We start from the raw sequence: 24,037 nt of genomic DNA on the forward strand, positions 1-24,037 counted from the left end.
AGATGTGTATAAGAGACAGCCCCGCAGGACGGCGCGGCCAGCCCGCCCAGCGGGGCTGGCCGCCCCGCAGGGCGGCGCGGCCAGCCCGCCCCGCAGGGCGGCGCGGCGAGCCCGCCCCGAGCCTCCCGCCCGGCAGGGCGGCGCGAAACGGACCCGCACAACAAGAACCGGTCCGCACCACGGACTCCCGCAGTGCGAACCGGTTCCTGTTGTGTCTGACCACGGGACCGGCCGCGACCGCGGCCAGGAGGCCGGCAGGGCGGCATGGCCAGCCCGCCCCGGGCCTCCCGCCCGGCAGGAGGGCACGGACCGCACCCGCACGACCAGATCCGGTCCGCACCACGGACTCCCGCAGTGCGAAGCGGTTCCTGTTGCGTCAGTGGGGGGCGGTCCCGCCGGCGGCCGGGAGGCGCGGGGGCTGCCGCCCGGGCCTACCGTCTCGTGCGCGGCCTGGCCAGGCGCGGGCCGGAGCCGCACAACAAAGACCGGTTCGAACCACGGAGCTCCGCGGTGCGGACCGGATCCTGTTGTGTACGAACACGGGACCGGTCCCGACGGCGGCCAGGAGGCGCGGGGGGCACCCGCCCCGGGCCTCCCGGCTGGCAGGGCGGCGCAGACCGGACACGCACGACGAGAACCGGACCGCACCACGGACTCCCGCGGCGCCGGACCGGTTGCTGTTGGGTCCGGCCCGGGTGCGGTCGCCACGGCGGGCGGGAGGCACGGCCGGACCGACCGGGCCTTCCGGCCCCTGCGCCGCCCGGCAGGGCGTGGAGCGCGACAGCGCTACGATCGGGAGGACGCATCCGGCGGGTGCGCAGCCGGAGGTCGAGGATGACGATGGGGAACACCAAGCCCGCGACGATCTACGACGTCGCCGCGCGTGCGGGGGTGTCGAAGTCGCTCGTGTCCCTCGTGTTGCAGCGCTCCCCGCGGGTCAGTGAGCAGCGTCGGGCGGCCGTCCTCGCGGCGATCCAGGAGTTGGACTACCGGCCGTCGACCGCCGCGGTGTCGCTCGCCGGCACCCGCTCCCGGACGATCGGGGTCGTGCTCGACGACTTCCGCAACCAGTGGTTCGTCGACCTGCTGACCGGCCTCCGCGAGGCGCTGCAGGACCAGGGCCATCGACTCGTCGTCGCCGACCGCTTCCTGAACACCGGGCTCGACGTCTCCCCTGTCGAGGGCTTCCTGTCCATGCGGGTCGAGGGACTCGTCATCGCCGGGGAGCCCGACACCGACCTCGCGATCCCGGCGAGCACGCCCGTCGTCGTCGCGGGCGGTCGGGCAGCGCTCGCCCGCGCGGACACCGTTGCGAACGACGACCTCGCCGGCGGGCGCATGGCGGCCGAGCACCTCATCGACCTCGGGCACGTGCGGCTCGGCTTCGTCGGTGGGCACTCGGCGGCGAGCGACGCCCGGCTCGAGGGGTGGCGAGCCGCCATCGACGCGGCGGGTGCACGGGCTGGCGGGTCGGCATCGGACGGCGTGCCCGGGCCGTCCGACGCGACCGGGCCATCCGGCGTGACCGGGGTGGCCGTGGTCCTGGCCGCCGACGTCACCGAGGAGACGGGGTTCACCGGGACGCACCGCCTCCTCGACGAGAACCCCGAGGTGACCGCGGTGTTCGCCGCGAACGACGTGACCGCCCTGGGCGCGATGTCCGCCATCGCTGACCGAGGTCTCCGCGTGCCCGAGGACATCTCGGTGATCGGGTACGACGACACCCCGATCGCGGCATCCCGGTACGTCGGCCTGACGAGCATCGACGACCGCAGCATCGACATCGGCCGCGGCGCCGGGGTGCGGCTGCTCGAACGCATCGCGGACCCGGGGCTGACCCCCACCGAGGTCCTGGTCGAGCCACGGCTCGTCGCCCGCCGCACGACCGCCCCACGCTGAACGCACCCGCGACAACATGTGCACCCGAGGCGGGCGTCGGTGATCCATCCCCGCTTTCGGGACATCCTGACAGCGCTGGTACCTGAGCGGAACTAGGCTTCGGTCGACCCCTACCCGAGGGGTCACGTGGACGGAACACCCGAGTTCATCCCGACGTCTGCATCCTCTCCGGCGGCACGAGCACCCTCTCGTGTCGGACGCACAGGTCACCCTGCCCGTGCCCTCGCCGTGGGTCCCTGCCCACGGTGTCCTGATCGATGCTGCCTCGCCTGCCCGGGTGGCCCTCCTCGGAGTACCCGAATCCCTGGAGAACAGAACATGGCACGCATCCTCACCCGCACCATCGGCGGCGCCGCGGCCTCGATCATCGTCGGCGGCATCGCAGCCGTCGCGGTGACCGGAGTCGCCTCGGCACACACCCCCGAGGTGTCGGCATCCTGCACGCAGCTGCACGTCGCGCTCGCGAACTACCCGGCGAACTCGACGGTCGACGTCGTCCTCGACGACACCGACCACGGCACCACGACCTTCGGGCCGAGCGCGTTCGACACGACGTTCCCGCTCGACACGACCCGCAAGCACACCTGGTCCGTCTCGGTGACGTCCGGCGACGGCGACCACGCCTTCGACAAGACGTTCGCCGGCGAGTCGACCGACGCGTGCCTCACGGTCGTGCCCCCGGTCCCCACCCCGACCGGGACGCCGACGCCGACGCCGAGCACGCCGGCACCGACGACCCCCGCGACCCCGACGGCCCCTCCGACGGGCACCCCGAGCACGCCCGCGGTCCCGACCACGCCCGCGACGCCGACGCCGACGGACACCCCGACGCCGACCGTCCCGGCCACCCCGGCCGTGGTGACGAACACCCCTGCGCCGAGTGCACCCGCGACCCCGACCGCTGACGTGACGCCGAACGGCACCGTGCTCCCCGGCACGACCCCGACCGGTACGAGCACCACGGCCGCCGGCGCACCGGGCACCGGTCCGGGCTCGAACGGCACCGGCGAACTCGCGTTCACCGGCTCGCCCGTCGGCCTCGGCGTGGGCGTCGGCGCGCTGGTCGCGATGCTCCTCGGTGGCGCCCTCGCCGCCTTCGCTGCGGTGCGCCGCCGGGCCTGACCCCCGGGGGTGACGGCGCCGGGCTCCCGCTCGCTGTCGTCATCCCGCCCACGGTCGGTCCGGGTCGCGCGTCAGGTGCGCGCCCGGGCCGCCCGGCTCGGGCTCGGGCTCGGGCTCGGGCTCGTCCGACTCGCCCCCACCCGACCGGCGCCGGGGTCGCACGACACGCCGCGCGCCTCCCGCCCAGGTTCCGCAATGCGCCGCTCTCGCACGTCGCGATGCGCAGTTCGTGCGACCTCGACGGAACGGCCACGGCGAGTCGCGCGACCTCGAGACCGCGCGGACCACGCCGGCCCGTGCGCACCGGGTTCGCGCCGAGGTCGCACGACACGCCGCGCGCCTCCCGCCCAGGTTCCGCAATGCGCCGCTCTCGCACGTCGCGATGCGCAGTTCGTGCGACCTCGACGGAACGGCCACGGCGAGTCGCGCGACCTCGAGACCGCGCGGACCACGCCGGCCCGTGCGCACCGGGTTCGCGCCGAGGTCGCACGACACGCCGCGCGCCTCCCGCCCAGGTTCCGCAATGCGCCGCTCTCGCACGTCGCGATGCGCAGTTCGTGCGACCTCGACGGAACGGCCACGGCGAGTCGCGCGACCTCGAGACCGGTCCGACCACGCGGGCTTCCGCCGACCCGCGCCCGCCAGTCCCGCGCCCGCCGGGCCCGCGCCGAGGTCGCACGACATGCCGCGCGCCTCCCGCCCAGGTTCCGCAATGCGCCGCTCTCGCACGTCGAGATGCGCGAATTCTGGAACCTCGACGGGACGGCCCTCGACGGACGGCCCGCCCGCCTCAGCCCGGCAGCACCGCGTGCCGGACGACCCAGCTGTGCATGACGATCGCCGCAGCCGCCGAGGCGTTGATGCTCCGCGTCGACCCGAACTGCGTGATCTCGAGGTGCCCGTCGGCGCCCGCGACCGCCTCGTCCGTGAGCCCCGGTCCCTCCTGCCCGAACAGGAACACGCAGCGCTCGGGCACGTCGGCGGTCTCGATGCGGTCCGCCCCCGGGGTGTTGTCGATCGCGATGACCGGCCGTCCCTCGTCCCGCATCACCCGGAGGAACGCGGCGACGTCCTCGTGGTGCCGCACGTGCTGGTACCGGTCGGTGACCATCGCCCCACGGCGGTTCCAGCGGCGTCGACCGATGATGTGCACGGTGCCGGCCAGGAAGGCGTTGGCGCTGCGCACGATGGACCCGATGTTCAGGTCGTGCTGCCAGTTCTCGATCGCCACGTCGAAGGCGTGCCGGCGGGTGTCGAGGTCGGCGACGATCGCCGCCATCGACCAGTACCGGAAGCGGTCGACGACGTTGCGGGTGTCCCCGTGTTCGAGCAGCTCCGGGTCGTACTGCGGCCCCTCGGGCCACGGCCGTGGGTGCGGCCCGACCCCGTGCGTCGTCGCCTCGTGGGTGGGCGGGAGCGCCGGAGACGGCTCCGGCAGGTCGCCGGACGGGAGGCCCTGGGTCACGTGACCAGCGTACGGCGCGCGCACCGCGCCTCCAGTCCGACGCTCAGCCCGCGGCCCGCACCCCTGCGTCCGCGACCCGCGCCTCGATGCCGCCGAGCAGCACGTCGAGCCCGAGCGCGAAGCGCGCCTCGTACGAGTGCTCGCCGAGGACCTCTCCGACCAGCCGGTGCCGCTCGGGCCGCCCGGCCTCGGAGTCGCCGCGCCCGACCTGCACGGCGGTGTGCCCCACGACGAAGTCGTAGACGACGAAGAACGCGTACATCGCCTCGGTCTCGGAGAGCCCTGCGGAGCGGAGGGCTCCGACGACGGTCGCGACGACGGCGTCCGACTCCGACGAGGCGAGCGGCGCCCGGCTGCTGTGCGACTCGAGGACGAGCGGGTGTCGGACGAGCAGGTCGCGGAAGGTGGTGGCGAAGACCCGGACCACGGCGCGCCAGTCCTCGGGCCAGACGAACGTGGCGGTGAACTCGTCGACCGTCCGGCGGACGAGTTCGGCGTGCAGGTCGTCGAGGCCGCCGATCGTCCGGTGCACGGTCATCGGGGCGACGCCGAGGGCCGCGCCGAGCGCACGGAAGGACAGGCGGTCCAGGCCGTCCTCGTTCGCGATGACGGTGGCGGCGTCGATGACCTGGTCGCGTGAGACCACGTTCGGTCGGCCTCGGCGGCGAGGTGCTGCTGCGGGACCGTCCGGACTGGGACGAGGGTCCTGGTCGACGAGCACGGCTTCCTCCTGACGCTTCCGGTACGCGTACGGGAACGCGCCCTGAAAGCCTAGGGCACTTCGGGATTCCGACCGGGTCCGCGCACTACGCTGGCCGCATGGCATCCCGCGACGAGGTCGAGTGCTGGCTGACGGACATGGACGGCGTGCTCGTCCACGAGAACCAGGCGCTCCCCGGCGCCCCGGAGTTGATCCGGCAGTGGCAGGACCAGGGCACCGAGTTCCTCGTCCTGACGAACAACTCGATCTTCACGCCGCGTGACCTCAGCGCGCGACTCCGCCAGTCCGGGCTGCACGTCCCCGAGGAGCGGATCTGGACCTCGGCCCTCGCCACCGCCGACTTCTGCGCGTCGCAGATGCCGGAGGGCTCCGCGTTCGTCATCGGCGAGGCCGGCATGACGACCGCCCTGCACGAGGCCGGGTTCATCATGACCGAGACGGCACCGGACTACGTCGTCGTCGGCGAGACCCGGAACTACTCGTTCGAGGCGATCACGAAGGCCGTCCGCCTGATCCGCGACGGGGCGCGCTTCATCGTGACGAACCCGGACGCGACGGGCCCGAGCGCCGAGGGCGTCCTGCCGGCCACGGGCGCGATCGCCGCGATGATCGAGAAGGCCACCGGCAAGCAGCCCTACGTGGTGGGCAAGCCGAACCCGATGATGTTCCGCTCGGCGATGAACCGAATCGGCGCGCACTCGGAGAACACCGGCATGATCGGCGACCGGATGGACACCGACGTGCAGGCCGGCATCGAGGCGGGCCTCCACACCGTGCTCGTCATGACGGGCATCAGCGACCAGGCCGAGATCGACAAGTACCCGTTCCGCCCGAGCGAGGTCATCTCCGGCGTGCACGAGCTCCTGCACACCGAGCCGTACGAGGTGGAGATCTAGACCGGTCAGCTCGTCAGCTCGACCGGGGCGTCCGCTCCGGCCGGGAGGCCAGTGTCCGGACCGCGCACCGCGGCGGCTCCCAGGGGCGGTACGGTCCGCCACCGGCGGCGCAGGCGCCGGCCCCGGTCATCCCGCCATGCGACGAGCCCGCCGGCGACGACACCGAGCAGCAGCACCGCGATCGTGGCGAGGCCGAGCAGTCCGACGAGCAGGACGTCGACCGACCCCGGTGCGGAGGCGCTGACGCCGATCGCGCCGAAGTCCCAGAAGGCGTGCAGCAGCACCGGGGCCAGCAGGTTGCCGGTCAGGCGCCGGGCCAGGTACAGCACCGACCCGAACGAGGTGGCGAACACCACCTGCAGGACGGTCGTGGCGACCGGGGCGCCGGACAGGACGTTCAGGAAGTGGAGCAGCCCGAACAGCACGCACGAGAGCGCCCACACCCAGATCTCGGGCAGGCGTCGGCGGAGTCCGACGAGCAGCACGCCGCGGGTCATCAGCTCCTCGACGACACCGACCAGCAGGACCCCGAGCGCGAGGAGCAGGAAGTACCGCAGGCTCTTCCCACCCCAGTCGAGGAGCGGGAGCCGACCGAGGCACACCGCCAGGACGAGGAGCGGCGCCACCATCGTCCACTGCGGTCCGCCCCGCGCCGGGTCGACCGTCGCGATCCGCCACCACCCGAGGGCGGTGACGACCAGTGCCAGGATGCCCGCGACGACCGCCTCGGGGACGACGAGGTCGCGCACCACGCTGTCGACCGTGCGGCCGAGCGCCGGGTAGTCGTCGCTCGGGCGCGAGCGCACGATGCTCACCACGGCGAACACGACCAGCGGGGCGAGCCCGACCAGCAGCGACGGCGGGACCGGCCACCACCCGCGACGGCGACATCGGACGGCGGGAGGCTGGACGGAGGTCACCTCCCGGTTGTACCAGGAGCGGCCGTACCATTGGCGCATGCGCCTGCCCTCGCTCAGCACGATGGCCGAGGACTACGTCAAGCTCGTCTGGAAGGCCGGCGAGCGCGGCGACGACGGCCTCGCCACCCGGGACATCGCGGCGGCCCTGCACGTCTCGGCGTCGACCGTGTCGGGCAACCTCCGCAAGCTCGACCGCGACGGCCTCATCGAGCACACCCCGTACCGCGGCGTCGTGCTCACCCCGCTCGGTCGGCAGGCCGCGGTGGCGATGGTCCGTCGGCACCGCCTCATCGAGACGTTCCTGGTCGAGCGGCTCGGGTACTCGTGGGACGAGGTGCACACCGAGGCGGAGGCGCTCGAGCACGCCGTGTCGGAGACGTTCCTCGACCGGGTGGACGCCGACCTCGGCCACCCGACGCACGACCCGCACGGCGACCCGATCCCGAGCGCTGAGGGGGTCGTGCCGGACTCGCCCGGAGCGCTGCTCGGGACCGTCGACCCCGGCGTCTGCGGGACCGTCGGCCGGGTGTCGGACGACGACCCGGCGCTGCTGCGGTACTTCGACGAACTCGGGGTCGGGCTCGGCACGCACCTCCGCGTGGAACAGGTGCGCGACTACGCCGGGGTGGTGGCGGTCGCGCGCCGTGACGCCGGCGGGGCGGAGGCGCTGGTGGACCTCCCGGCCGCCGCGGCGACCGCCATCTGGCTGACGCCCGACGCCCCGCACTGACGGCACGCCGCGCCGCGGCGCGCCCGACCCCCACCCCGAGGTTCCGGAATCCGCGCATCTCGGCGCCCGAGATGCGCGAATGCCGGAACCGCGGGGGCAGGGCCACGGCGGGTCATGGAACCCCGAGCGCTGCCCTGCCAGCACTGCCGCCGCCGGCGGTCAGCCCTTCGCGGAACGCGTCCGGCCGAGGGCGACCTCACGGCGCGCCCGGGCGAGCGCCAGCGCCGACCCCGCGTCCGGGTCCTCGAGCAGCCGGGCCGTCTCGGCCGCGTGCTCCCGCACCGCGGCGTTCCGGTGCTCTGCCGCGACGGCGAGGACCGGTCCGGCGACCTCGGACCCGAGCCCGGCGATCGCCCGGCTCAACGCCAGCCGGGTCTCCTCGTCACCGTGGCCGAGTTGCACGGCGAGCGTCTTCGCGAGCTCCGGCCGCTCGGACTCGGGCGCGAGCAGGACGGCAGCACGCCACGCGGTCCTGGCGACACCCGGATCGAGGTCGGACAGCCGCTCCGCGACCTGCGGGTACACGGAGCCGTCGCGGATCTTCGAGAGCGTGTGCAGCGCTTGGCTCCGGGCCTGCGCCTCGGGGCGCTCGAGTTCCTGGAGCAGCCGCGAGACGACCACCGCGGCCGGGAGGCGCACCAACGCCCACGTGAGCATCTCCCGCACCTGCAGGTCCGGCTCGACCGCGCACTGCGCGACGAGGACGTCGAGTTCGTCCACGGTCGGGGTCGTCCCGGCGGCCATCACCGCCCGGAGACGGACGGCGGGTCGGGGATCGGTCAGGGTCGAAGCGAGCGTCGGCATGGCCATCCCACTCCACTCCCCACGCCTGGGTGTCGGCTCGGCGCGGTCGGTCCGCCGGTCGGCGTGTCAGTCGAGTGCGCTCGTCGGCGGGTGCACCGCCAGCGCGCCGGCGGGGCTGCTCGACGGCGACGCCGGCTGCTCCTCGAGGCTGTTCCCGCGGATCCAGGCGGTGATGACCAGGACGAGGAGCAGGAGCACGACGATGATCGCGACGGAGCCGTAGACCAGGAGCTGCTTGCCGCGCCGTCCCTCGCTCTGCAGGCGGGCGAACCCCTCGTTGATGAAGTTGGCACGGTCGGCGTCCGTCGTCCTGGGCTCCGCCTGGCCGGACGGGGGCGACGCCGCGACGGCGGGCATCATCCGGGTGCTCGTGTCCTCGGCACGGGCGGCGTCCGCGTCACGGAGCTGCTGGATCGCCTCGGTACCGAACAGGTCCTTGATGACGCCGGTGTCGCTCGTCTCGCGACCCTGCCACTCGGACTGGTCGATGTCCTCGGGCGCGAGGCGCCACGGGGCGCCGTCCCGCTCGGGGGCGGGGTCCCGGTCGTGCACACGGTCCGAGCCGGTCGTCCCGTCGGCTCCGGACGCGCGGTCGTCCGAGGGTGTGCGCGGTTCCGGTGCGCGGCGTGCGGTGCGCGGGTCCGGTTCGACCAGCGGGGGGACGCGGTCCGCCGGCACGACCCGCGGCGACTCGTCCTCCTCCGCCTCCCACCACGGGGTGGCGGAGGACGGCGGCACGACGGCCGGGAGGACCGACGGCGGCACGGCAGGAGCCGCCGAGCGCGGGGCGAAGGCGGCCGTGGGAGCCGTCCCGGCGGGGTCGTCCAGGTCGTCCTCGAGGTCGCCGTCGAGGTCGCCGTCGTCGTGGCCACCGTCGCGGGATCCCGCGCCGTCGTCGTCGACGCCGTGGCGGTCGAGGGGCATCGCCATCGTGCTGTCGTCGTCCGTCACGTCACCGGGGAACACCTCGCCGGTCCGGGCGGCCTCGTCGCTGAGCGACCAGCTCGACCCGCCCGACGGCGTCGTCCGCTCGCCGGCCCGGTCGTCGTCGGCCGGAACGCGGTCGATCGGATCGGGGTCGGCGTGGGAGGCAGTGTCGGGAACGGTCGTCCCGGTGGCCCACGACCCGGCGGCGACGAGGTTGGTGTCGAAGGCGTCCTGGGTCAGCGTGGTCTGCACCTCGCCGGTCTCCTCGCCGAGGACCGACCAGTCGAAGGGGCGGTCGGCCTGCGGGGCCCCGTCCACGTCGTCGTGCAGCCGGAGGAGCTCGGTGAAGGTCGGCGGTTCGTCGGTCGCGGGCAGGACGTCCTCGACGCCGAGCGGCTGCGCGTCCGGACCACCGGCGAGGGCCGGCGGCACGGGCGTCACGCCCGGCGACGACGACGGGTCGGCCGACGGCACGGCGCCGGGCCGCACGCGGCCGAGCCAGTCCACGTCCGACCGTCCGAGGCCGTCCGGGTCGGTGCGGCGACGCTCGTCCTCGATCGCCCGGGCCTCGGCCGCGCGGGCCTCCCGGTCCGAGCGGGCCGTGGGCAGGACGATCGCGCGGGGGTCGGGGGCGTTCGACACCGGCGGCACGGCCGCGGGCGGCGGGACCCGACCGGCGACGCCACCGGGCAGCGCGAGCTCCTCGGGCATCGAGATCGCCTGGGTCGCGCCGGGGTCCAGCTCGGGCGCCGGTGCCGAGGCGGGGGCAGGTGCCGACGCGGGAGCCGGTGCCGACGCGGGGGCGACCGGCACGGACGCCGGGGCGGTGAACGGCTCGGGCTCCGGCCGACCGGCCTGACGGGCGGCACGCTCGGCCTCGCGGCGCTCGCGCCGGGAGGGCCACTCCTCCTCCGTCAGCGGGGCGCCGAAGATGTCCGCGGCACTGCGGAGGCCCGAGAACGGAGCGTCCGGGGCGGGCGCACTGCGGGCCTCCCGGCCGTCGTCCCCGGAGTCGGGGGTGACGGGGCCGTCGGGCTCGCGCGCGTCGTCCGGACGCTCCTCGGTCACGCGGACAGCCCCAGGTCGGCCAGCCCGATCGCAGCGAGGTACGGGTAGCCCGCCGCCTCGATCCGCTCCTTCGCGCCGGTGTCCCGGTCGACGACGACGGCGACGGCGGCGATCACGGCGCCCTCGCGCTCGAGGGCCTCGGCCGCCTTGAGCGGTGACCCGCCGGTGGTGGAGGTGTCCTCGAGGACGACCACACGCTTGCCACGGACGTCCGGCCCCTCGACCTGGCGGCCGCGACCGTGGTCCTTCGGTTCCTTGCGCACGACGAAGGCGTCGTAGGAGCCCCCGCGGGCAGCGGCCTGGTGCAGGACCGCGCTGGCGATCGGGTCGGCGCCCATCGTCAGGCCGCCGACGGCATCGACGTCGGGGACGTCGGCGATGAGGTCGGCCATCACCTGACCGATGAGGGGAGCGACGCGGTGGTCGAGGCTCACCTTGCGGAGGTCGATGTAGTACGACGCCTGCTTCCCGCTGGTCAGGGTGAAGTCGCCGTGGAAGACCGCATCGGCCTTGATGTGCTCGATCAACTGCTCGCGCGCGTGGGTCACGGTGCCCAAGATTAGCGGTGACCGGCGGTCCGCGCTCCCTGGAGCCCTCCGCCCGGCTCCCGGGACGCCGTCGCAGGTACGCTCCGGTCATGCCCCTCGTCCGACCGCGGGACGGTGCACGGCCGCTCGAGGCCGGCACTCACCGCCCCCGCTCCGCAGTCGCGCGGGCGGTCGGGCACGAGGCCGTGGGGGCCCTGCTCGCCCTGGCCCTGGCGGTCGTCGCGCTCCGCCACGTCCTCGCGACGGAGCGGGTCGCCCTGCTCTGGTACGACGGCGACTCCGTGCTGCTGCCGCTCGTGGCGCGGTCGATCGCGCTCGGGCAGCCGTTCGAGTGGGCGATGTCCCCGGCGCTGTTCTTCTTCCCGGAGCTGCCGGTCTACCTGGCCGTCTCCGCCGTGACCGCGACACCGCAGCAGGCCCTGGCGCTGAACGGCGTCCTGGTGCTGCTCGCCGTGTACGCGCTCGTCCGTGCGGCCGCGAACGAGCTCATGCCCGCCGCCGCCCGCCCGGCCCGGATCGCGGTGTCGGTCCTCGCCGTCGTGCTCGTGACGATGCTCGTCCTGACCGAGTCCTCGGCGACCGCGACGTCCCTCGAACTCGCCTCCCTGCTGCTCACGACGACCTACTACTACGGGGCCGTGCTCGCGATGCTCGCCACCGCGGTGCTCGTACTGCGCACCGTCCGGACCGGCCGGGCGTCGCTGCCGGTGCTCGGGACGGTCGGCGTCGTCGCGGCACTCAGCACGGGGTCGAACCCGCTGTACGTCCCGTGGTCCGCCGGACCCGTCGTCGTCACGCTCGCCCTGCTCGTCGTCGCGCGCCGGGTGCCGTGGCGGCCGGCGGCCCTGGTCGCCGGAGCCCTCGCCGTCGGCGCCGTGGTCGGGTACCTCGTCCGGATCCCGCTCCGCCCCTTCGTCTCCCTGGACCCGTCGACGTACGTGCACCCCGACCGGGCCGGCGCGACGGCGGCGTTCTTCGCGGCGCTCACCGACGACCGTGCCGCCTCGGCCTCCGGGGACGCGGGGCTGCTGCTCATGCTGCTCGGTGTGCTGCTCAGCGCGGGCGGCACGGTCTGGGCCTGGCGGACGCGGTCCTCCCGGGCGGTGCTGCTCGCGACCGCGCTGCCGCTCGTGACGATCGTGGCGGTGTCCGTCGGGGTCGTCGTCGCCGGCTCGGAGACACCCCGCTACCTGGAGCCGGTCGTGACGATGCCGCTCCTGGCGCTCGTCGCGGTGTGCGAACTCGCCCGGACCGCGGTCCGGCAGACCCGGCTGCACCGTCCCACGCGGACCCTCCGGACGCTGTCGGCGGTGGGTGCCGCCCTGGTCCTGGTCGCGGGCGTCGCGGTCACGCCGGGCACGGTCCGCTCGGTCGTCGACGCCCGGTACGGACCGGTCGCCTGCCTCGACCGGTGGGTGGACGCACACCGCACCGCTGACCGCGATCCCGTCGGCGTCGGTCAGTTCTGGACGATCCGTCCGCTCGCCGCCTACGCGGACCAGGACGTCCGGCTGCTCCAGGTCCGGGACACCTTCGACACCTACCCCTGGCTCGTCGACCTCGGCTCCTACCGGGACGCCCGACCGGACTACGTGGTCGTCGGGTCCGGGGACGTCTGGACGACGCCCGTGGAGGACTCGCTCGGACCCCCGGCCACGATCACGCACTGCGACGGGTACGACGTTCACGACTACGCGGGGACCCGCGGCGCCGAGGTGCTGCAGAGGACGGTCGTTGGGTCGGCCGAGCGGATCCTGCACGAGCGCGGGTTCTGACCTCCGACCGGCCGTCGTCCGGCTCCGATGCGGCGACGAAGTCGTCCACAGGCTCGATCACGCCACGGATCCGTCCACAGCGGAGCGTCGCCGCAGCGAACCGCCTGTGGAGATGTATAGGCTCCGTTGCGATGTCTCGCTCCGTGGTCACCGCCCCCCGTCCCCGCTCCGCGCCGACGGCTCGGCGGCGTCTGCTCGCCACCGGGCTGGCGATCGCCGGTCTCATCGGCACGCTCGTCCTCGACGCGCCCGCCGCCCAGGCCGCCACGTACCCCTCGTGGGACGACGTGGTCGCGGCCCGCGGCAAGGAGTCCGCCAAGCAGTCGCAGATCGTCGAGATCCGCGGGATCATCTCCGGTCTGTCGGACGAGGTCGACGCCGCCCGCGCCGAGGCCGAACGGCTCGGTGCCGCGTTCGAGGCCGCCCAGCGCAGGGCCCTGCGCGCCGCCGAGCGGGAACAGGCGCTGCGGGACGACGCAGAGGAGCACGCCGAGGTCGCCGAGGCGAGTGCCGCCCAGGCCGGCCGCTTCGCCGCGCAGATGGCCCGGTCCGGTGGTGCCGACGTCACGACGAGCGTGCTCACCGGCGGCGAGGACGCGCGGGACCTCCTCTACGACCTCGGCGCGCTGAGCAAGCTGTCCGAGCAGGCCGAACGGGTCGAGACCGCGGCCACCAACGACGCGTCCGTCGCCCGGTCGCTCACCGACCAGGCCGACCGCGCCGCGCTCGCGCTCGAGGAGCTCGCACAGGCCGCACAGGACCGGATGGGCGAAGCACAGGCGGCGTCCGACCGTGCGCAGGCCGCGTACGACGAGCAGGAGGCGAACAAGTCCCGACTGGAGGCCCAGCTCGCCTCCCTGACGTCGGGTCGCGCCACGACCGAGGCCCAGTACGAGAAGGGCGAGCGGATCCGCAAGGCCGCCGAGGAGCGTCGCCGGAAGGCCCTCGAGGCCGAGCTGGCACGCCAGGCGCAGCAGTTGCGGGACCAGCAGGCCGCGGCCGCGGCGGCGAACCAGGGCGGCAGTGCACCGGCCGCGCCGGCCGCACCGAGCGGCGGCGGTGCCACGGCGCCGTCCGGGTCCGGCTGGGTCCGACCGGCGGGCGGCTGGATCACCAGCGGCTACGGGGTCCGCGTCAACCCGTACACCGGCGCCACGGCCATGCACGACGGCATCGACCTGGGCAGCGGCTGCTCGACCGCGATCGTCGCGGCGTCCGCGGGCACCGTGGAGTACGTCGGCCCCTACGGCGGGTACGGCAACTACGTCCGCATCGACCACGGCGGCGGCGTGAAGACCGCGTACGGGCACATCGTCGCCGGCGGCTTCCGGGTCAGCCCCGGCCAGCAGGTCGGCGCCGGGACCCTCGTCGCCCTCGTCGGCTCCACCGGCAACTCGACCGGGTGCCACCTGCACTTCGAGACCCACGTCGGCGGCGGCACGGTCGACCCGGTGTCGTTCATGGGCGCACGCGGCGTCGGCTTCTAGCCCGGCAGCAGCGCCAGGCCCCGGCCGCAGCGCCCGCGCCCGGCCGCAGCGCCCGCCCGACCGGACCACCCGGTCGGTCAGACCGCCCGGCGGGTCAGGCCGCACGCCGTGGGTCGTCCACGTCGTCCACGTCGAGTTCCCACAACGCCCGGTACCAGGCCGTCCGCTCCGGGTCCTGCGGCAGCCCGTACGCCTCGTGGAACAGGTCGTCCCAGCCCGGGCCGTGGTTCCACCCCAGGCTCATCGACGCCACCGCGAGGTCGGCCCACCGGTCCGCGACGCCGAGCGCGCCGAGGTCCACGTGCCCGACCCAGCGGCCGTCGGCTCCGAGGAGCGTGTTCGGGGCGCAGGCGTCCCCGTGGCACACCACGAGCTGGTCCGTCGCGGGCTGCGGACCGATCGCGTCGACGTTCCGACCGGCCGCTCGTGCCCGGTCGAGGCGCTCGTCCGTCGACCACGTGAACGGACACGACGACACCGGCAGGCTGTCGTGCAGCGCACGGAGCCCCTCCCCCACACCGATCACCGCCGCGCGCGGGTCGTCCCGCCACCGTGGGTCCACGGCGCTCCAACCCGGCACCGGTCGGGTCGCCATCCACGCACCGGAACCGTCGGCCCCGTGCTCGAACACCTCCGGCACGGTCAACCAGCGGGCCGCCCAGCGCAGCCGTGCGACCTCGGCGTCGATCCACGGCGCGTAGCGCGGAGGGACCCACTTCACGTAGCCCTCGGCACGGCCCGGTGTCGGGCCGAGACGGAAGGTCCGTCCGCCGGCGGAGTTCACCCACACCGGCTCGAGCGGCCGCCCGCGGGCGACCCCGACGACCGCGGCCGGGACCTCGACCGGGCCGTCGGGCAGCCCACCACGGCCGAGGAGGTCGTCGGTCACCGGGCCGACCGCCGCGGTGTCGTCCCCCGCGTCTCCGTGACCGACGGAACCGGGCACCGGTCAGCGCACCCGGTCCGGCCGGGACGACCCGCCGCGGGCGATCCGCAGCAGCACCGGCAGGCGCTCCCCGAGCAGTGCGTCGAGGTCGGCGACGACGGCCTCGACCCGCTCGACGACCTCGCGCGGGGGCGCTCCACGGCGGGTGCGGACCAGGATCCGGACCGCGGTGCGCCGACGGACCCGGCGGACGTCGACGGCGAGGGACGCGACCTGCGGCAGCGGGGCGATCGCGGACGAGAGCGCGTGCTCGATCGCCGCGGCCTCGATGCGGACCCGTCCGGGCATGCCCTCCGCGGGCCCGTCGTCGTCCACGACCGTGCTGGTCCGGCCGCCCTTGATCGAGGTGAGGACGAGCAGCGCCAGGACGCCGAGAACGACCGCGCCGCCGAGCATCCAGGACCATGCGGGCACGGCGGCCTCCCGTGCCGCTCCGGACCCGAGTCCGCCGAGCACGGCCTCGGCCACGGCATGCCAGCGGTCGGCCGCGGCGGGCAGGGTCTGCACGAGGACGACGGCGACCCCGAGGGCGAGGAGCACGAGACCGACCAGGACGAGGACGATCCGGCCGACCGTGCGGTTCGTGCCGTTCATCCGTCGACCCTGCCGGTGGGACGCACCCGGACCCGGGCGGTGACGGGCGGCACGACGTCCACGGCGGCGAGTTCACGGTCGACGGCAGCTGCAGCGGAGGCCTGGTCGACGTCCACGCCGGAGGCGGGCAGGAGGACGACGTCCAGCGTGCGCCGACCGACGGACCCGACGGCGGCCTCCGGTGCCAGGCGGGTGGCGGACCGGGCGGCACGCGCGGCGGCGGACGCGAGCACCTCGTCGTCGACGACCACGCCGAGCCGGTCGGAGCGGAGGACGTGCCGGGGTCGTCGCGCGGGCAGGAGGCCGTGCAGCAGGGACCAGAGCCCGAGCAGCGCGAGGACGGCCCCGACGGCGACGACCACCGCGCCGGTGAGCCCTGCGGGCGCACGGACGGCCGCGTCCACGAGGTCCCGCGGGTCGACGCCGGCGATGCGCTGCCCGAGCAGGACGGCCACGGCGGCCGTCGCCAGCGTCACCGCGACGAGCACGACGATCGTCATCGCGACGACGACCGACGCTGATCGTGACGCGGACGTCTCCCGTCGGACGAGCCGGCGGACGAAGCGGTCGTCGTGCACGGGCGGGGTCCCCTTCGCGGGGCTCGTGCTCACCGGACCCTCCGCGGCCGCGCGAGGACGGCGGACGAGAACGTCAGCGAGACGCGTGCGACCTCCCGCCCGGTGATCGTCCGGAAACGTTCCGCGATGGTGGTCCGGGCGCGGTGCGCGGTCCCGAGGACGGGCTCGTCCGGAAGGTCGTGCGAGCCGAGGACCGGCAGGGCCAGCGGGCTCGTCACCTCGACCGCGAGGGCACCCCGGCCGTCGTCGACGACCCGGGCACGGACCTCCCGGACGGGCGCGCGGAGCGCCTCGGCGGCGACCGCCTGCGCGGTGCGCACCAGGGCGGGGGACGCGATCCGGTCGGTGCCGGGCACCGGGGTCGGTACCGACACCGGGGCTGGCACCTGGCTCACGAGGAGCTCCGTCGTCCGCGGAGCACGTCGAGCAGACGGCGCACGTCGACGTCGCCGCTGACGATGCGACCGACCAGTCCGCCGAGCGCGATCGCGACGGCCACCACGACGAACGCCCAGAAGCCGAGCGTCAGGGCGACGACCGCGAGGACCGCGCCGACGCCCATGCCGACGACGGTGGCGTTCACCGGACGCGCGTCTCGGGGACGACCGGCGCGTCGAGTGCGGGGATGTCCACGTCGACGATCGCGATGTTCACCTCGGTGACCTGCAGGCCGACGAGGTCGGTGATCGCGTCGGTGACGGCCTGCCGGACGGCGGCGGCCACCTGCTGCATCGGCGTCGGGTACTCGACCACGATCGTCAGGTCGACGGCCGCCTGGGTCTCGCCGACCTCGACCCGGACGCCCTGCCCGAGGTCGCTCGACCCGATGGCGTCCCGGATCGCTCCGAAGGCCCGCGCGGTGTTCCCGCCGAGTGCGTGGACGCCGGGGACGTCGCGGGCGGCGATGCCGGCGACCTTCGCGACCACGGCGTCGTCGATGATCGTGCGCCCGGCCGAGGTGACCTGGGTGGTGGTGCTGCCGGTGGTCGTGCCGTCCACCCGGTCGGAGTTCGTCGTCGTCGCCATGAGTGCCTCCAGCGGTCCTGGTCGTGATGTGTCCGTCCAGGGAACACCCTGTCCCCGGTGCACGTCCGCCCGGTCGGTCGATCCCGGTAGGTTCGGTGCATGCGTGTCGCGACCTGGAACGTCAACTCCGTCCGGACCCGAGTCGGTCGGGTCGTCGACTGGCTCGTGCGGGAGGACGTCGACGTCCTCGGCATGCAGGAGATCAAGTGCAAGCCCGAGCAGTTCCCGGTCGAGGCGTTCGAGGCCGCCGGCTACACGGTCGAGGCGCACGGCCTGAACCAGTGGAACGGCGTCGCCTTCGCCAGCCGTCTGCCGATGGAGGACGTCACCCGCGACTTCCCCGGCCAGCCCGGCTTCCTCAAGGGCCAGGAGGGACCGGGCCTGCCCGTCGAGGCCCGCGCGATCGGGGTCACCGTCGAGGGTGTCCGCCTCTGGAGCCTGTACGTCCCGAACGGCCGCGAGCTCGGTGACCCGCACTACACGTACAAGCTCGACTGGCTCGCCCAGCTGGCCGACCGGACATCCGAGTGGCTGGCGGCCGAGCCCGACCTGCCGCTCGCGCTGATGGGCGACTGGAACGTGGCCCCGCTGGACGAGGACGTGTGGGACATGCGCGTCTTCGAGGGGTCGACGCACGTCAGCGAGCCGGAGCGCGCCGCGTTCCGCACGTTCGAGGAGCGCGGGCTGCAGGACGTCGTCCGGCCGCTCGTTCCCACCGGGTACACGTACTGGGACTACAAGCAGCTCCGCTTCCCCCGCAACGAGGGCATGCGCATCGACTTCGTCATGGGGTCGCAGGCGTTCGCGGACGTCACCGTCGGCGCGACGATCCACCGGGACGAGCGGAAGGGCGACGCCCCGAGCGACCACGTGCCGGTGTCGGTCGACCTGGACCTCGACACGGTCCTGGACGACGACCGCCCGATGATCTTCTGACGCTCCGAGCGCCCGCCTACGGGTGCAGCAGCGCCGCGATCGCGACCAGGACCGGCACCGAGCCGACCGTCGACAGGAGCACCACGTCCCGCGCGACCGGGACCGCGGCGTCGTACCGCTGGGCGTAGTTGAACACGTTCTGCGCCGACGGCAACCCGGCGAGGACCGTCAGGACGAACACGTGCGCGGGGTCCAGGCCGAACGCGTACCGGGCCAGCAGGAACGCCACCACCGGCATCACCAGGAGCTTCCCGCCGGTCGCGAGCAGCACGTCGAGCCGGATCGCGGGGTCCCGCAGCGGAGCCGAGCCGTGCAGGCTCATGCCGAACGAGAGCAGCACGACCGGCACCGCGGCACCGCCGACGAGCACGAACGGTTCGAGGACCGGATCCGGCAGCGTCAGCCCGGTGACCGAGCAGACGAGCCCGAGCAGCGACGCGATGATGAGCGGGTTCGACACCGGGCCGAGCACCCGGCGTCGCCAGCCGCCCCTGGAGGCCGTGGCCGCGTCGAGGACGGTCAGCGCGATCGGCGCCATCACGACGAGCTGCAGCATGATGACCGGCACGACCGCGGTCGCCTGCCCGAGGACGTAGACCGCGACCGGCAGGCCGATGTTGTTCGCGTTCGAGTACGACGCCGCCAACGCACCGACCGTGGTCGTGGTGAGCGGGCGCCGCAGCACGAGCGCGAACACGGTCGCGGTGACGACGGCCACCGACAGCGCGGAGAGCGCCGACACGGCGAGCATCGGGGAGAACAGCGTCGCGACGTCGGCCGTGGCGATCGTGTGGAACAGCAGGCACGGCATGAGCACGAAGAAGGCCAGCCGGCTCATCACGAACTGCGCGTGCGGCCCGAGCAACCCCGCCCGCCCGACGCCGTAGCCGGTCGCGATGACGACGCCGATGATCGCGAAGCCGACCAGGACACCACTCATCGTGCCCATCCTCGCAGGCGGATCGGGAATCGTGTGCGCCCGGAGGGTTGTTCCAGCGAGCATGACGACGACGCTCTCCCGCACCACCGACTCCAGCCAGCCCCTCGTGCCGCTCCTCGAGGAGCGCTGGAGCCCCCGCTCGTTCGACGAGTCCGCCACCATCTCGGACGACCAGCTCGACGCGCTCCTCGAGGCCGCTCGCTGGGCGCCGTCCGCCGCGAACACGCAGCCCCGCCGCTTCGTCGTCGGTCGCCGTGGCACCCCGACCTTCGACGCGATCCACGCGACGCTCATGGGCTTCAACGGCGCCTGGGCGCACCGCGCCGGTGCGTTGCTCGTCGCGATCGCCGAGCCGGTGACCGCGGACGGCGAGCCGCGACGCTGGGCGGAGTACGACCTCGGCCAGTCGGTCGCCGCGCTCGCCGTCCAGGCGCACGCCGAGGGCCTGCACCTGCACCAGATGGGCGGCTTCGAGGTCGACGCCATCCGCTCGGCGTTCGCCCTGCCGGAGCACCTCGTGCCCGTGACGGTCACCGCGATCGGGCACGTCGCCGACCCGTCGCAGCTCGACGAGAAGGCCGCCGCCCGGGAGACCGCGGAGCGCACGCGCCTCCCGCTCGACGAGGTCGTGCTCGTCAAGGAGTGACCCGACGGGCGGGCCCGGCACGCCTCCGGGCCCGCCCCACTCGGTCCGGACACCGGGTCCTGGCATGATCGAGGGCATGTCCACACCCCGCCTCGTCGCGTTCGACCTCGACGACACGCTCGCCCCGTCGAAGTCGCCGCTCGACCCCCGCATGCTCGACACCTTCGCGTCCCTGCTCGAGGTCGTCCCCGTCGCCGTGATCAGCGGCGGCAACTTCCAGCAGTTCGAACAGCAGCTCGTGTCCCCGCTCCGCGACCGGGACGGCCTGGCAGTCGACGCGCTGCACCTCATGCCGACCTGTGGGACGCGGTACTACCGGTGGGACGCCGGGGACTGGGCGCTGCAGTACGCCGAGGACCTGACCGACGACGAGAAGACGCGTGCCCTCGCCGCGGTCGAGGCCCAGGCCAAGGCCGCCGGGTACTGGGAGTCCGAGACGTGGGGCGCCATCCTCGAGGACCGCGGTTCGCAGATCACGTTCTCCGCGCTGGGCCAGACGGCTCCGGTGGACGTCAAGAAGCTGTGGGACCCGACCGGTGCGAAGAAGGACGACCTCCGTCGCCGCGTGCAGGCCGAGCTCCCCGACCTCGAGGTCCGCTCCGGCGGCTCCACGAGCATCGACATCACCCGCAAGGGCATCGACAAGGCGTACGGCATGCAGCGGCTCGCGGAGCTGACCGGCATCGCGCTCGACGACATGCTCTTCGTCGGGGACCGGCTCGACCCGGAGGGCAACGACTACCCGGTCAAGGCGCTCGGCGTCCCCTGCCACGCGGTCGAGGGCTGGGAGGACACCGACGCGTTCCTCCGCGAGCTGGTGCCCACGCTCCGCACCGCCTGACGGCGGACCACGGGACGGACGGGAGGCTCCCCACCGGCGGGCGGGGAGCCTCCCGTCCGTCGTCCGCGCGCGGGCGGCTCAGGGGATGCTGCGGACCGCCTCGACGAAGGCGCGGATCCGTGCAACGTCCTTGACGCCGCGCGACGACTCGACGCCGCTCGAGACGTCCACGCCGTCCGGGTCGAGCCGCTGCACGAGGTCGGCGACGTTCGCGGGGGTGAGGCCGCCGGCCAGGATCCAGGCTTCGTCCACCGACCCCGTGAGCGTGGCGGGGTCGACGAGGTGTCCGCTCCCGGGCTCGGCCGCGTCGAGCAGCAGGAGGTCGTGGTCGAAGGAAGCGCGCTGCTCGGGCGTCTCGCGCAGGTAGTCGGCGGCGGCGACGGCCCGGATGGTGAAGAACCCGGCGTCGCGGGCGCGGGCGAAGTCCGACGCGGACTCCCGGCCGTGCAGCTGCAGGGTGGTGAGGCCGACCTCGGAGGCGATGCCGACGACCTCGTCGATCGCCTGGTCGCGGAACACCCCGACGGCGTCGATGCCGTCCGGCAGCCGCTCCACGAGTGCCTTCGCGGCGTCGGCGGTCACCGTGCGGGGGCTGCCCGCGGCGAAGACGAAGCCGACCGCGTCCGCACCGGCGTCGACGGCGGCGTCCAGGGTCTCCGGCGTCGAGAGGCCACAGATCTTGATCCAGCGCTGGTCGCTCATGCACCCATCCTGCCCGATCGCTCCGCGCGCGGACGGGTCGGGAGCGGCGCGCTCAGCGAACGCTGCCGGCCGGGCTTGGCGGTGCGGTGCGGTGCAGTGCCGGTCGGTGCGGTGCCGGGCGATGCGGTGCAGGTCAGTGCAGCGCGCCCACGACGTACGAGCCGACGCAGGCGGCGGCGACCGCGAGCGCGGTGACCGACGCCGCGATGACGTTCCGTCGGCGCCAGCGGCGGGCGGCGTCGAAGGTGCCACGTCGTGCGTGACGGTGGGCGGCACGGTGCATCCGGTGTTCGCGTCGATGCACCTCGCGACCGGGACCGAGCGGAACCGGTCCGGTCACCTGGGTCGACCCGCCGCGGAGAGCGCGCGCGACCGCGACCGCGGTCGGGCGCTTCGCGGGGTCGCGGGCGGTCATCTTGGTGAGCAGGTCACGCCACTCCGAGGCGACCGAGTCGGGCACCGACGGGTTGCGGCGGAGCCGGGCGAGCGCGGCCTCGATGACGGTGCCGGAGTACTCCTGCACGCCGGTCAGCGCCTCGAGCAGCACGAGTCCGAGCGAGTAGACGTCGGTGGCGTAGCTGATCGGCTCCCCGGCGACCTGCTCCGGCGACAGGTAGGCGGCGGTGCCGATGATCGTGCCGTCGTTCGTCAGGCGGGAACCGTCGACGAAGTGCGCAACGCCGAAGTCGGTGAGCTTGACCGTGCGGACGAACCCGGAGGCGCCCTCGTCGCTCAGCAGGATGTTCGCCGGCTTCACGTCGCGGTGCACGATCCCGCGGGAGTGCACGTACGCCAGGGCGTCGGCGAGCTGGGCGCCGAGGTCCGCGACCTCGTAGTTGTGCAGCGGCCCCTCGGCCAGGCGGCGGAGCAGCGTCGCGTCGGCGATGAGCTCCATCACGATGTAGCGGTGCGGGCCGTCCTCGAAGTCGTGCGTGCCGGCGTCGTAGAGCGGGATGAGCCCGGGGTGCGAGAGCATGCTGAGCAGGCGGATCTCACGCTCCTGGCGCACCCGGTCCGCGGTGGTCATGCGCTCCGGCGTGGCGAACATCTTCACGGCGACCGCGCGGTACGTGTGTTCGTCGCGGGCCTCGTACACCGAACCCATGCCGCCGGTGCCGATCAGTTTCACGAGACGGTACCGTCCTGCCAGGACGGTCTCCGCCCGCGCGCTGTCGGTGGCCAGGCTCATGGTGCACGTCGATCCCTCGGGAGTCCGGATCCGCGTCGGGTGTTCGCGGTGTGACTCCCCGGCCACGGTACCCGCGGCCCCGCCGATCCGAGCCGCGGTTACCCGAATGTGACCGGCGCAAGGGCCGGAACTGCGCACCAGGGATGATCCAGCGGCCGCGCGTACCGTCCACGTCCCGGACGGAGTGTCCTCCGGAGGACGGCGGGAGGCCGACATGCGCAAGGGTGACGAAGTCCAGTGGAACACGTCGCAGGGGAAGACGACGGGCAAGCTCGTCGAGAAGAAGACGGAGGACTTCGAGTTCGACGGGCAGACCTTCAAGCCGACGGACGACGACCCGTACTGGATCATCGAGTCGGAGAAGTCGGGCAAGCAGGCCGCGCACAAGGAGTCGGCGCTCACCGCGAAGTGACGAGCGCGCTCGGCGTGGTCGCCGGGGTTGCGGGACCGCCGGGGTCAGTTCCGGGCAGCCGGGGTCAGTTCCGGGCAGCCGCGCGGCTCCGGCGGATGCGCCGGACGACGAACGCGACGACGACCACCACGACGGCGAGGTACACCGCGCGGTCGATCCACTCGGTGTACCCCTCGATGCGCTCGTACTGCGTGCCGAGCGCCGCGCCACCGAGCACGAGCACCGAGTTCCACAGCCCACTGCCGAGGATCGTGAAGACCGAGAACGTGGCGAGGTGCATCCTGTCGGCACCCGCCGGCAGTGAGATGAGGCTGCGGACGACGGGGACGAGACGCCCGAAGAACACCGCGCTCTTCCCGTGCCGGTGGAACCACGACGCCGCCTTGCGGAAGTCGTCCTCGTCGACGAGCGGGAGCTTGCCGAACCACCGGACGGTCCGCTCGAAGCCGATCACCGCGCCGAGCCAGTAGAGCACGAGCGCCCCGACGTACGAGCCGACGGTCGCGAGGACGAGCACGAGCGTCAGGTCCATGCGCCCGGCGCCGCCGAGGAAGCCCGCGAGCGGCAGGATCACCTCGGACGGGATCGGCGGGAACACCGTCTCGATGAAGAGCATGAGGGCGACGCCCCACTCCCCCATCGTGTCGATCACCTGCAGGACGAGGCCGGTCAGCCCGCCGATGTCGGGGTCCGGGCCACCTCCCGATCCGGAGGACGCGGTGGTGGCGCCGACGTGGGCGACGGTCGAGGGTACGGCGGTCGTCATCCCGCCACCCTGCCTGAGTGGCCTGACAGACTCCGGGGTGCGTCCCCGCCCCGGGTCCTGCCCGCGGTTCCGCCCCGGCCCTGTCTCTTATACACATCT

Annotated in this window: 26 protein-coding genes; 10 read left to right on the forward strand and 16 right to left on the reverse strand. The window is 74.0% G+C overall.

Annotation, left to right across the window (positions count from 1 at the left end; all coding sequences use genetic code 11):
* The first annotated feature begins 840 nt into the window (after positions 1–840).
* Positions 841–1,899: a LacI family DNA-binding transcriptional regulator gene (locus DEI84_RS15070; protein ID WP_110823952.1), complete on the forward strand. Its 1,059-nt coding sequence runs from the start codon at positions 841–843 to the stop codon at positions 1,897–1,899.
* Between the two features lie 318 nt (positions 1,900–2,217).
* Entirely contained in the window at positions 2,218–3,021 is an 804-nt protein-coding gene (locus tag DEI84_RS15075) for a hypothetical protein (RefSeq protein ID WP_110891481.1), read from the forward strand.
* Between the two features lie 790 nt (positions 3,022–3,811).
* Here the strand turns inward: DEI84_RS15075 and DEI84_RS15080 are convergent.
* Both DEI84_RS15080 and DEI84_RS15085 read right to left on the reverse strand, forming a co-directional pair.
* A complete protein-coding gene (locus DEI84_RS15080) occupies positions 3,812–4,486 on the reverse strand; it encodes a TrmH family RNA methyltransferase (RefSeq protein ID WP_375232125.1) in 675 nt (224 codons plus the stop codon).
* 43 nt (positions 4,487–4,529) lie between these two features.
* The gene (locus DEI84_RS15085; protein WP_181420493.1) at positions 4,530–5,132 is read right to left on the reverse strand and encodes a TetR/AcrR family transcriptional regulator; all 603 of its coding nucleotides are present in this window, start codon (positions 5,130–5,132) and stop codon (positions 4,530–4,532) included.
* Positions 5,133–5,305: 173 nt separating this feature from the next.
* Between DEI84_RS15085 and DEI84_RS15090 the strand changes: the two genes are divergently transcribed.
* A complete protein-coding gene (locus tag DEI84_RS15090; protein ID WP_110823427.1) occupies positions 5,306–6,103 on the forward strand; it encodes an HAD-IIA family hydrolase in 798 nt (265 codons plus the stop codon).
* 5 nt (positions 6,104–6,108) lie between these two features.
* On the opposite strand, the gene DEI84_RS15095 is transcribed toward DEI84_RS15090, so the two are convergent.
* Positions 6,109–7,062, reverse strand: a complete 954-nt coding sequence (locus DEI84_RS15095; RefSeq protein ID WP_110891483.1) for a CPBP family intramembrane glutamic endopeptidase — start codon at positions 7,060–7,062, stop codon at positions 6,109–6,111.
* Here DEI84_RS15095 and DEI84_RS15100 point away from each other — a divergent pair.
* Positions 7,061–7,753 (forward strand): metal-dependent transcriptional regulator, encoded by a 693-nt coding sequence (locus DEI84_RS15100; RefSeq protein WP_110891484.1) that lies wholly within the window; start codon positions 7,061–7,063, stop codon positions 7,751–7,753. The genes DEI84_RS15095 and DEI84_RS15100 overlap by 2 nt on opposite strands.
* Positions 7,754–7,912: 159 nt before the next feature.
* Here the strand turns inward: DEI84_RS15100 and DEI84_RS15105 are convergent, their stop codons facing one another.
* The 3 genes from DEI84_RS15105 to pyrE form a co-directional block, all read right to left on the reverse strand.
* Complete coding sequence (locus DEI84_RS15105; protein WP_110891497.1) at positions 7,913–8,557, reverse strand: HEAT repeat domain-containing protein; 645 nt, start codon at positions 8,555–8,557, stop codon at positions 7,913–7,915.
* Between the two features lie 66 nt (positions 8,558–8,623).
* The gene (locus DEI84_RS15110; RefSeq protein WP_110891485.1) at positions 8,624–10,552 is read right to left on the reverse strand and encodes a hypothetical protein; all 1,929 of its coding nucleotides are present in this window, start codon (positions 10,550–10,552) and stop codon (positions 8,624–8,626) included.
* The gene (gene pyrE, locus DEI84_RS15115) at positions 10,549–11,100 is read right to left on the reverse strand and encodes an orotate phosphoribosyltransferase (protein WP_110823950.1); all 552 of its coding nucleotides are present in this window, start codon (positions 11,098–11,100) and stop codon (positions 10,549–10,551) included. Before pyrE ends, DEI84_RS15110 begins: the two co-directional genes overlap by 4 nt.
* An 89-nt stretch (positions 11,101–11,189) precedes the next feature.
* Between pyrE and DEI84_RS15120 the strand changes: the two genes are divergently transcribed.
* Together DEI84_RS15120 and DEI84_RS15125 are read left to right on the forward strand one after the other, a co-directional pair.
* On the forward strand, positions 11,190–12,875 hold the full coding sequence (locus tag DEI84_RS15120; protein ID WP_110891486.1) for a hypothetical protein: 1,686 nt from the start codon (positions 11,190–11,192) through the stop codon (positions 12,873–12,875).
* 131 nt (positions 12,876–13,006) lie between these two features.
* On the forward strand, positions 13,007–14,362 hold the full coding sequence (locus tag DEI84_RS15125; protein WP_111060108.1) for a peptidoglycan DD-metalloendopeptidase family protein: 1,356 nt from the start codon (positions 13,007–13,009) through the stop codon (positions 14,360–14,362).
* Between the two features lie 94 nt (positions 14,363–14,456).
* On the opposite strand, the gene DEI84_RS15130 is transcribed toward DEI84_RS15125, so the two are convergent.
* From DEI84_RS15130 to DEI84_RS15155, 6 genes are read right to left on the reverse strand one after another with little or no spacing between them, the layout of a single operon-like run.
* Positions 14,457–15,251, reverse strand: a complete 795-nt coding sequence (locus tag DEI84_RS15130; protein WP_258371800.1) for an aminoglycoside 3'-phosphotransferase — start codon at positions 15,249–15,251, stop codon at positions 14,457–14,459.
* Between the two features lie 60 nt (positions 15,252–15,311).
* Positions 15,312–15,902, reverse strand: a complete 591-nt coding sequence (locus tag DEI84_RS15135) for a hypothetical protein (protein ID WP_110891488.1) — start codon at positions 15,900–15,902, stop codon at positions 15,312–15,314.
* The gene (locus DEI84_RS15140; RefSeq protein ID WP_110891489.1) at positions 15,899–16,513 is read right to left on the reverse strand and encodes a hypothetical protein; all 615 of its coding nucleotides are present in this window, start codon (positions 16,511–16,513) and stop codon (positions 15,899–15,901) included. Before DEI84_RS15140 ends, DEI84_RS15135 begins: the two co-directional genes overlap by 4 nt.
* Positions 16,510–16,875 carry a hypothetical protein gene (locus tag DEI84_RS15145; protein WP_146236390.1) on the reverse strand — a complete coding sequence of 122 codons (366 nt, stop codon included), beginning with the start codon at positions 16,873–16,875 and terminating at the stop codon, positions 16,510–16,512. Before DEI84_RS15145 ends, DEI84_RS15140 begins: the two co-directional genes overlap by 4 nt.
* Entirely contained in the window at positions 16,872–17,063 is a 192-nt protein-coding gene (locus DEI84_RS15150; protein ID WP_110891491.1) for a DUF2273 domain-containing protein, read from the reverse strand. Before DEI84_RS15150 ends, DEI84_RS15145 begins: the two co-directional genes overlap by 4 nt.
* Positions 17,060–17,506: an Asp23/Gls24 family envelope stress response protein gene (locus tag DEI84_RS15155; RefSeq protein ID WP_110891492.1), complete on the reverse strand. Its 447-nt coding sequence runs from the start codon at positions 17,504–17,506 to the stop codon at positions 17,060–17,062. Before DEI84_RS15155 ends, DEI84_RS15150 begins: the two co-directional genes overlap by 4 nt.
* A gap of 99 nt (positions 17,507–17,605) precedes the next feature.
* Here DEI84_RS15155 and DEI84_RS15160 point away from each other — a divergent pair, with 99 nt between their 5' ends.
* On the forward strand, positions 17,606–18,442 hold the full coding sequence (locus DEI84_RS15160) for an exodeoxyribonuclease III (protein WP_110823406.1): 837 nt from the start codon (positions 17,606–17,608) through the stop codon (positions 18,440–18,442).
* A gap of 16 nt (positions 18,443–18,458) precedes the next feature.
* On the opposite strand, the gene DEI84_RS15165 is transcribed toward DEI84_RS15160, so the two are convergent.
* Positions 18,459–19,382, reverse strand: coding sequence for an AEC family transporter (locus tag DEI84_RS15165; protein WP_110891499.1), 924 nt, complete (start codon positions 19,380–19,382; stop codon positions 18,459–18,461).
* A 61-nt stretch (positions 19,383–19,443) separates the two neighbouring features.
* On the opposite strand from DEI84_RS15165, the gene DEI84_RS15170 reads away from it, so the two are divergent.
* Together DEI84_RS15170 and DEI84_RS15175 are read left to right on the forward strand one after the other, a co-directional pair.
* Positions 19,444–20,028: a nitroreductase family protein gene (locus DEI84_RS15170; RefSeq protein WP_110891493.1), complete on the forward strand. Its 585-nt coding sequence runs from the start codon at positions 19,444–19,446 to the stop codon at positions 20,026–20,028.
* A 76-nt stretch (positions 20,029–20,104) separates the two neighbouring features.
* Entirely contained in the window at positions 20,105–20,869 is a 765-nt protein-coding gene (locus DEI84_RS15175; protein WP_110891500.1) for an HAD-IIB family hydrolase, read from the forward strand.
* A 78-nt stretch (positions 20,870–20,947) separates the two neighbouring features.
* Here the strand turns inward: DEI84_RS15175 and DEI84_RS15180 are convergent, their stop codons facing one another.
* Positions 20,948–21,571 carry a phosphoribosylanthranilate isomerase gene (locus DEI84_RS15180; protein ID WP_110823401.1) on the reverse strand — a complete coding sequence of 208 codons (624 nt, stop codon included), beginning with the start codon at positions 21,569–21,571 and terminating at the stop codon, positions 20,948–20,950.
* Between the two features lie 133 nt (positions 21,572–21,704).
* The gene (locus tag DEI84_RS15185; RefSeq protein ID WP_181419429.1) at positions 21,705–22,760 is read right to left on the reverse strand and encodes a serine/threonine-protein kinase; all 1,056 of its coding nucleotides are present in this window, start codon (positions 22,758–22,760) and stop codon (positions 21,705–21,707) included.
* A 214-nt stretch (positions 22,761–22,974) separates the two neighbouring features.
* On the opposite strand from DEI84_RS15185, the gene DEI84_RS15190 reads away from it, so the two are divergent.
* A complete protein-coding gene (locus DEI84_RS15190; RefSeq protein WP_110891495.1) occupies positions 22,975–23,172 on the forward strand; it encodes a DUF2945 domain-containing protein in 198 nt (65 codons plus the stop codon).
* A 64-nt stretch (positions 23,173–23,236) separates the two neighbouring features.
* Here DEI84_RS15190 and DEI84_RS15195 read toward each other — a convergent pair whose 3' ends face one another.
* Entirely contained in the window at positions 23,237–23,938 is a 702-nt protein-coding gene (locus tag DEI84_RS15195) for a DedA family protein (protein ID WP_110891496.1), read from the reverse strand.
* Positions 23,939–24,037: the final 99 nt, after the last annotated feature.

Source organism: Curtobacterium sp. MCBD17_023 (assembly GCF_003224415.1).
Classification (GTDB): domain Bacteria; phylum Actinomycetota; class Actinomycetes; order Actinomycetales; family Microbacteriaceae; genus Curtobacterium.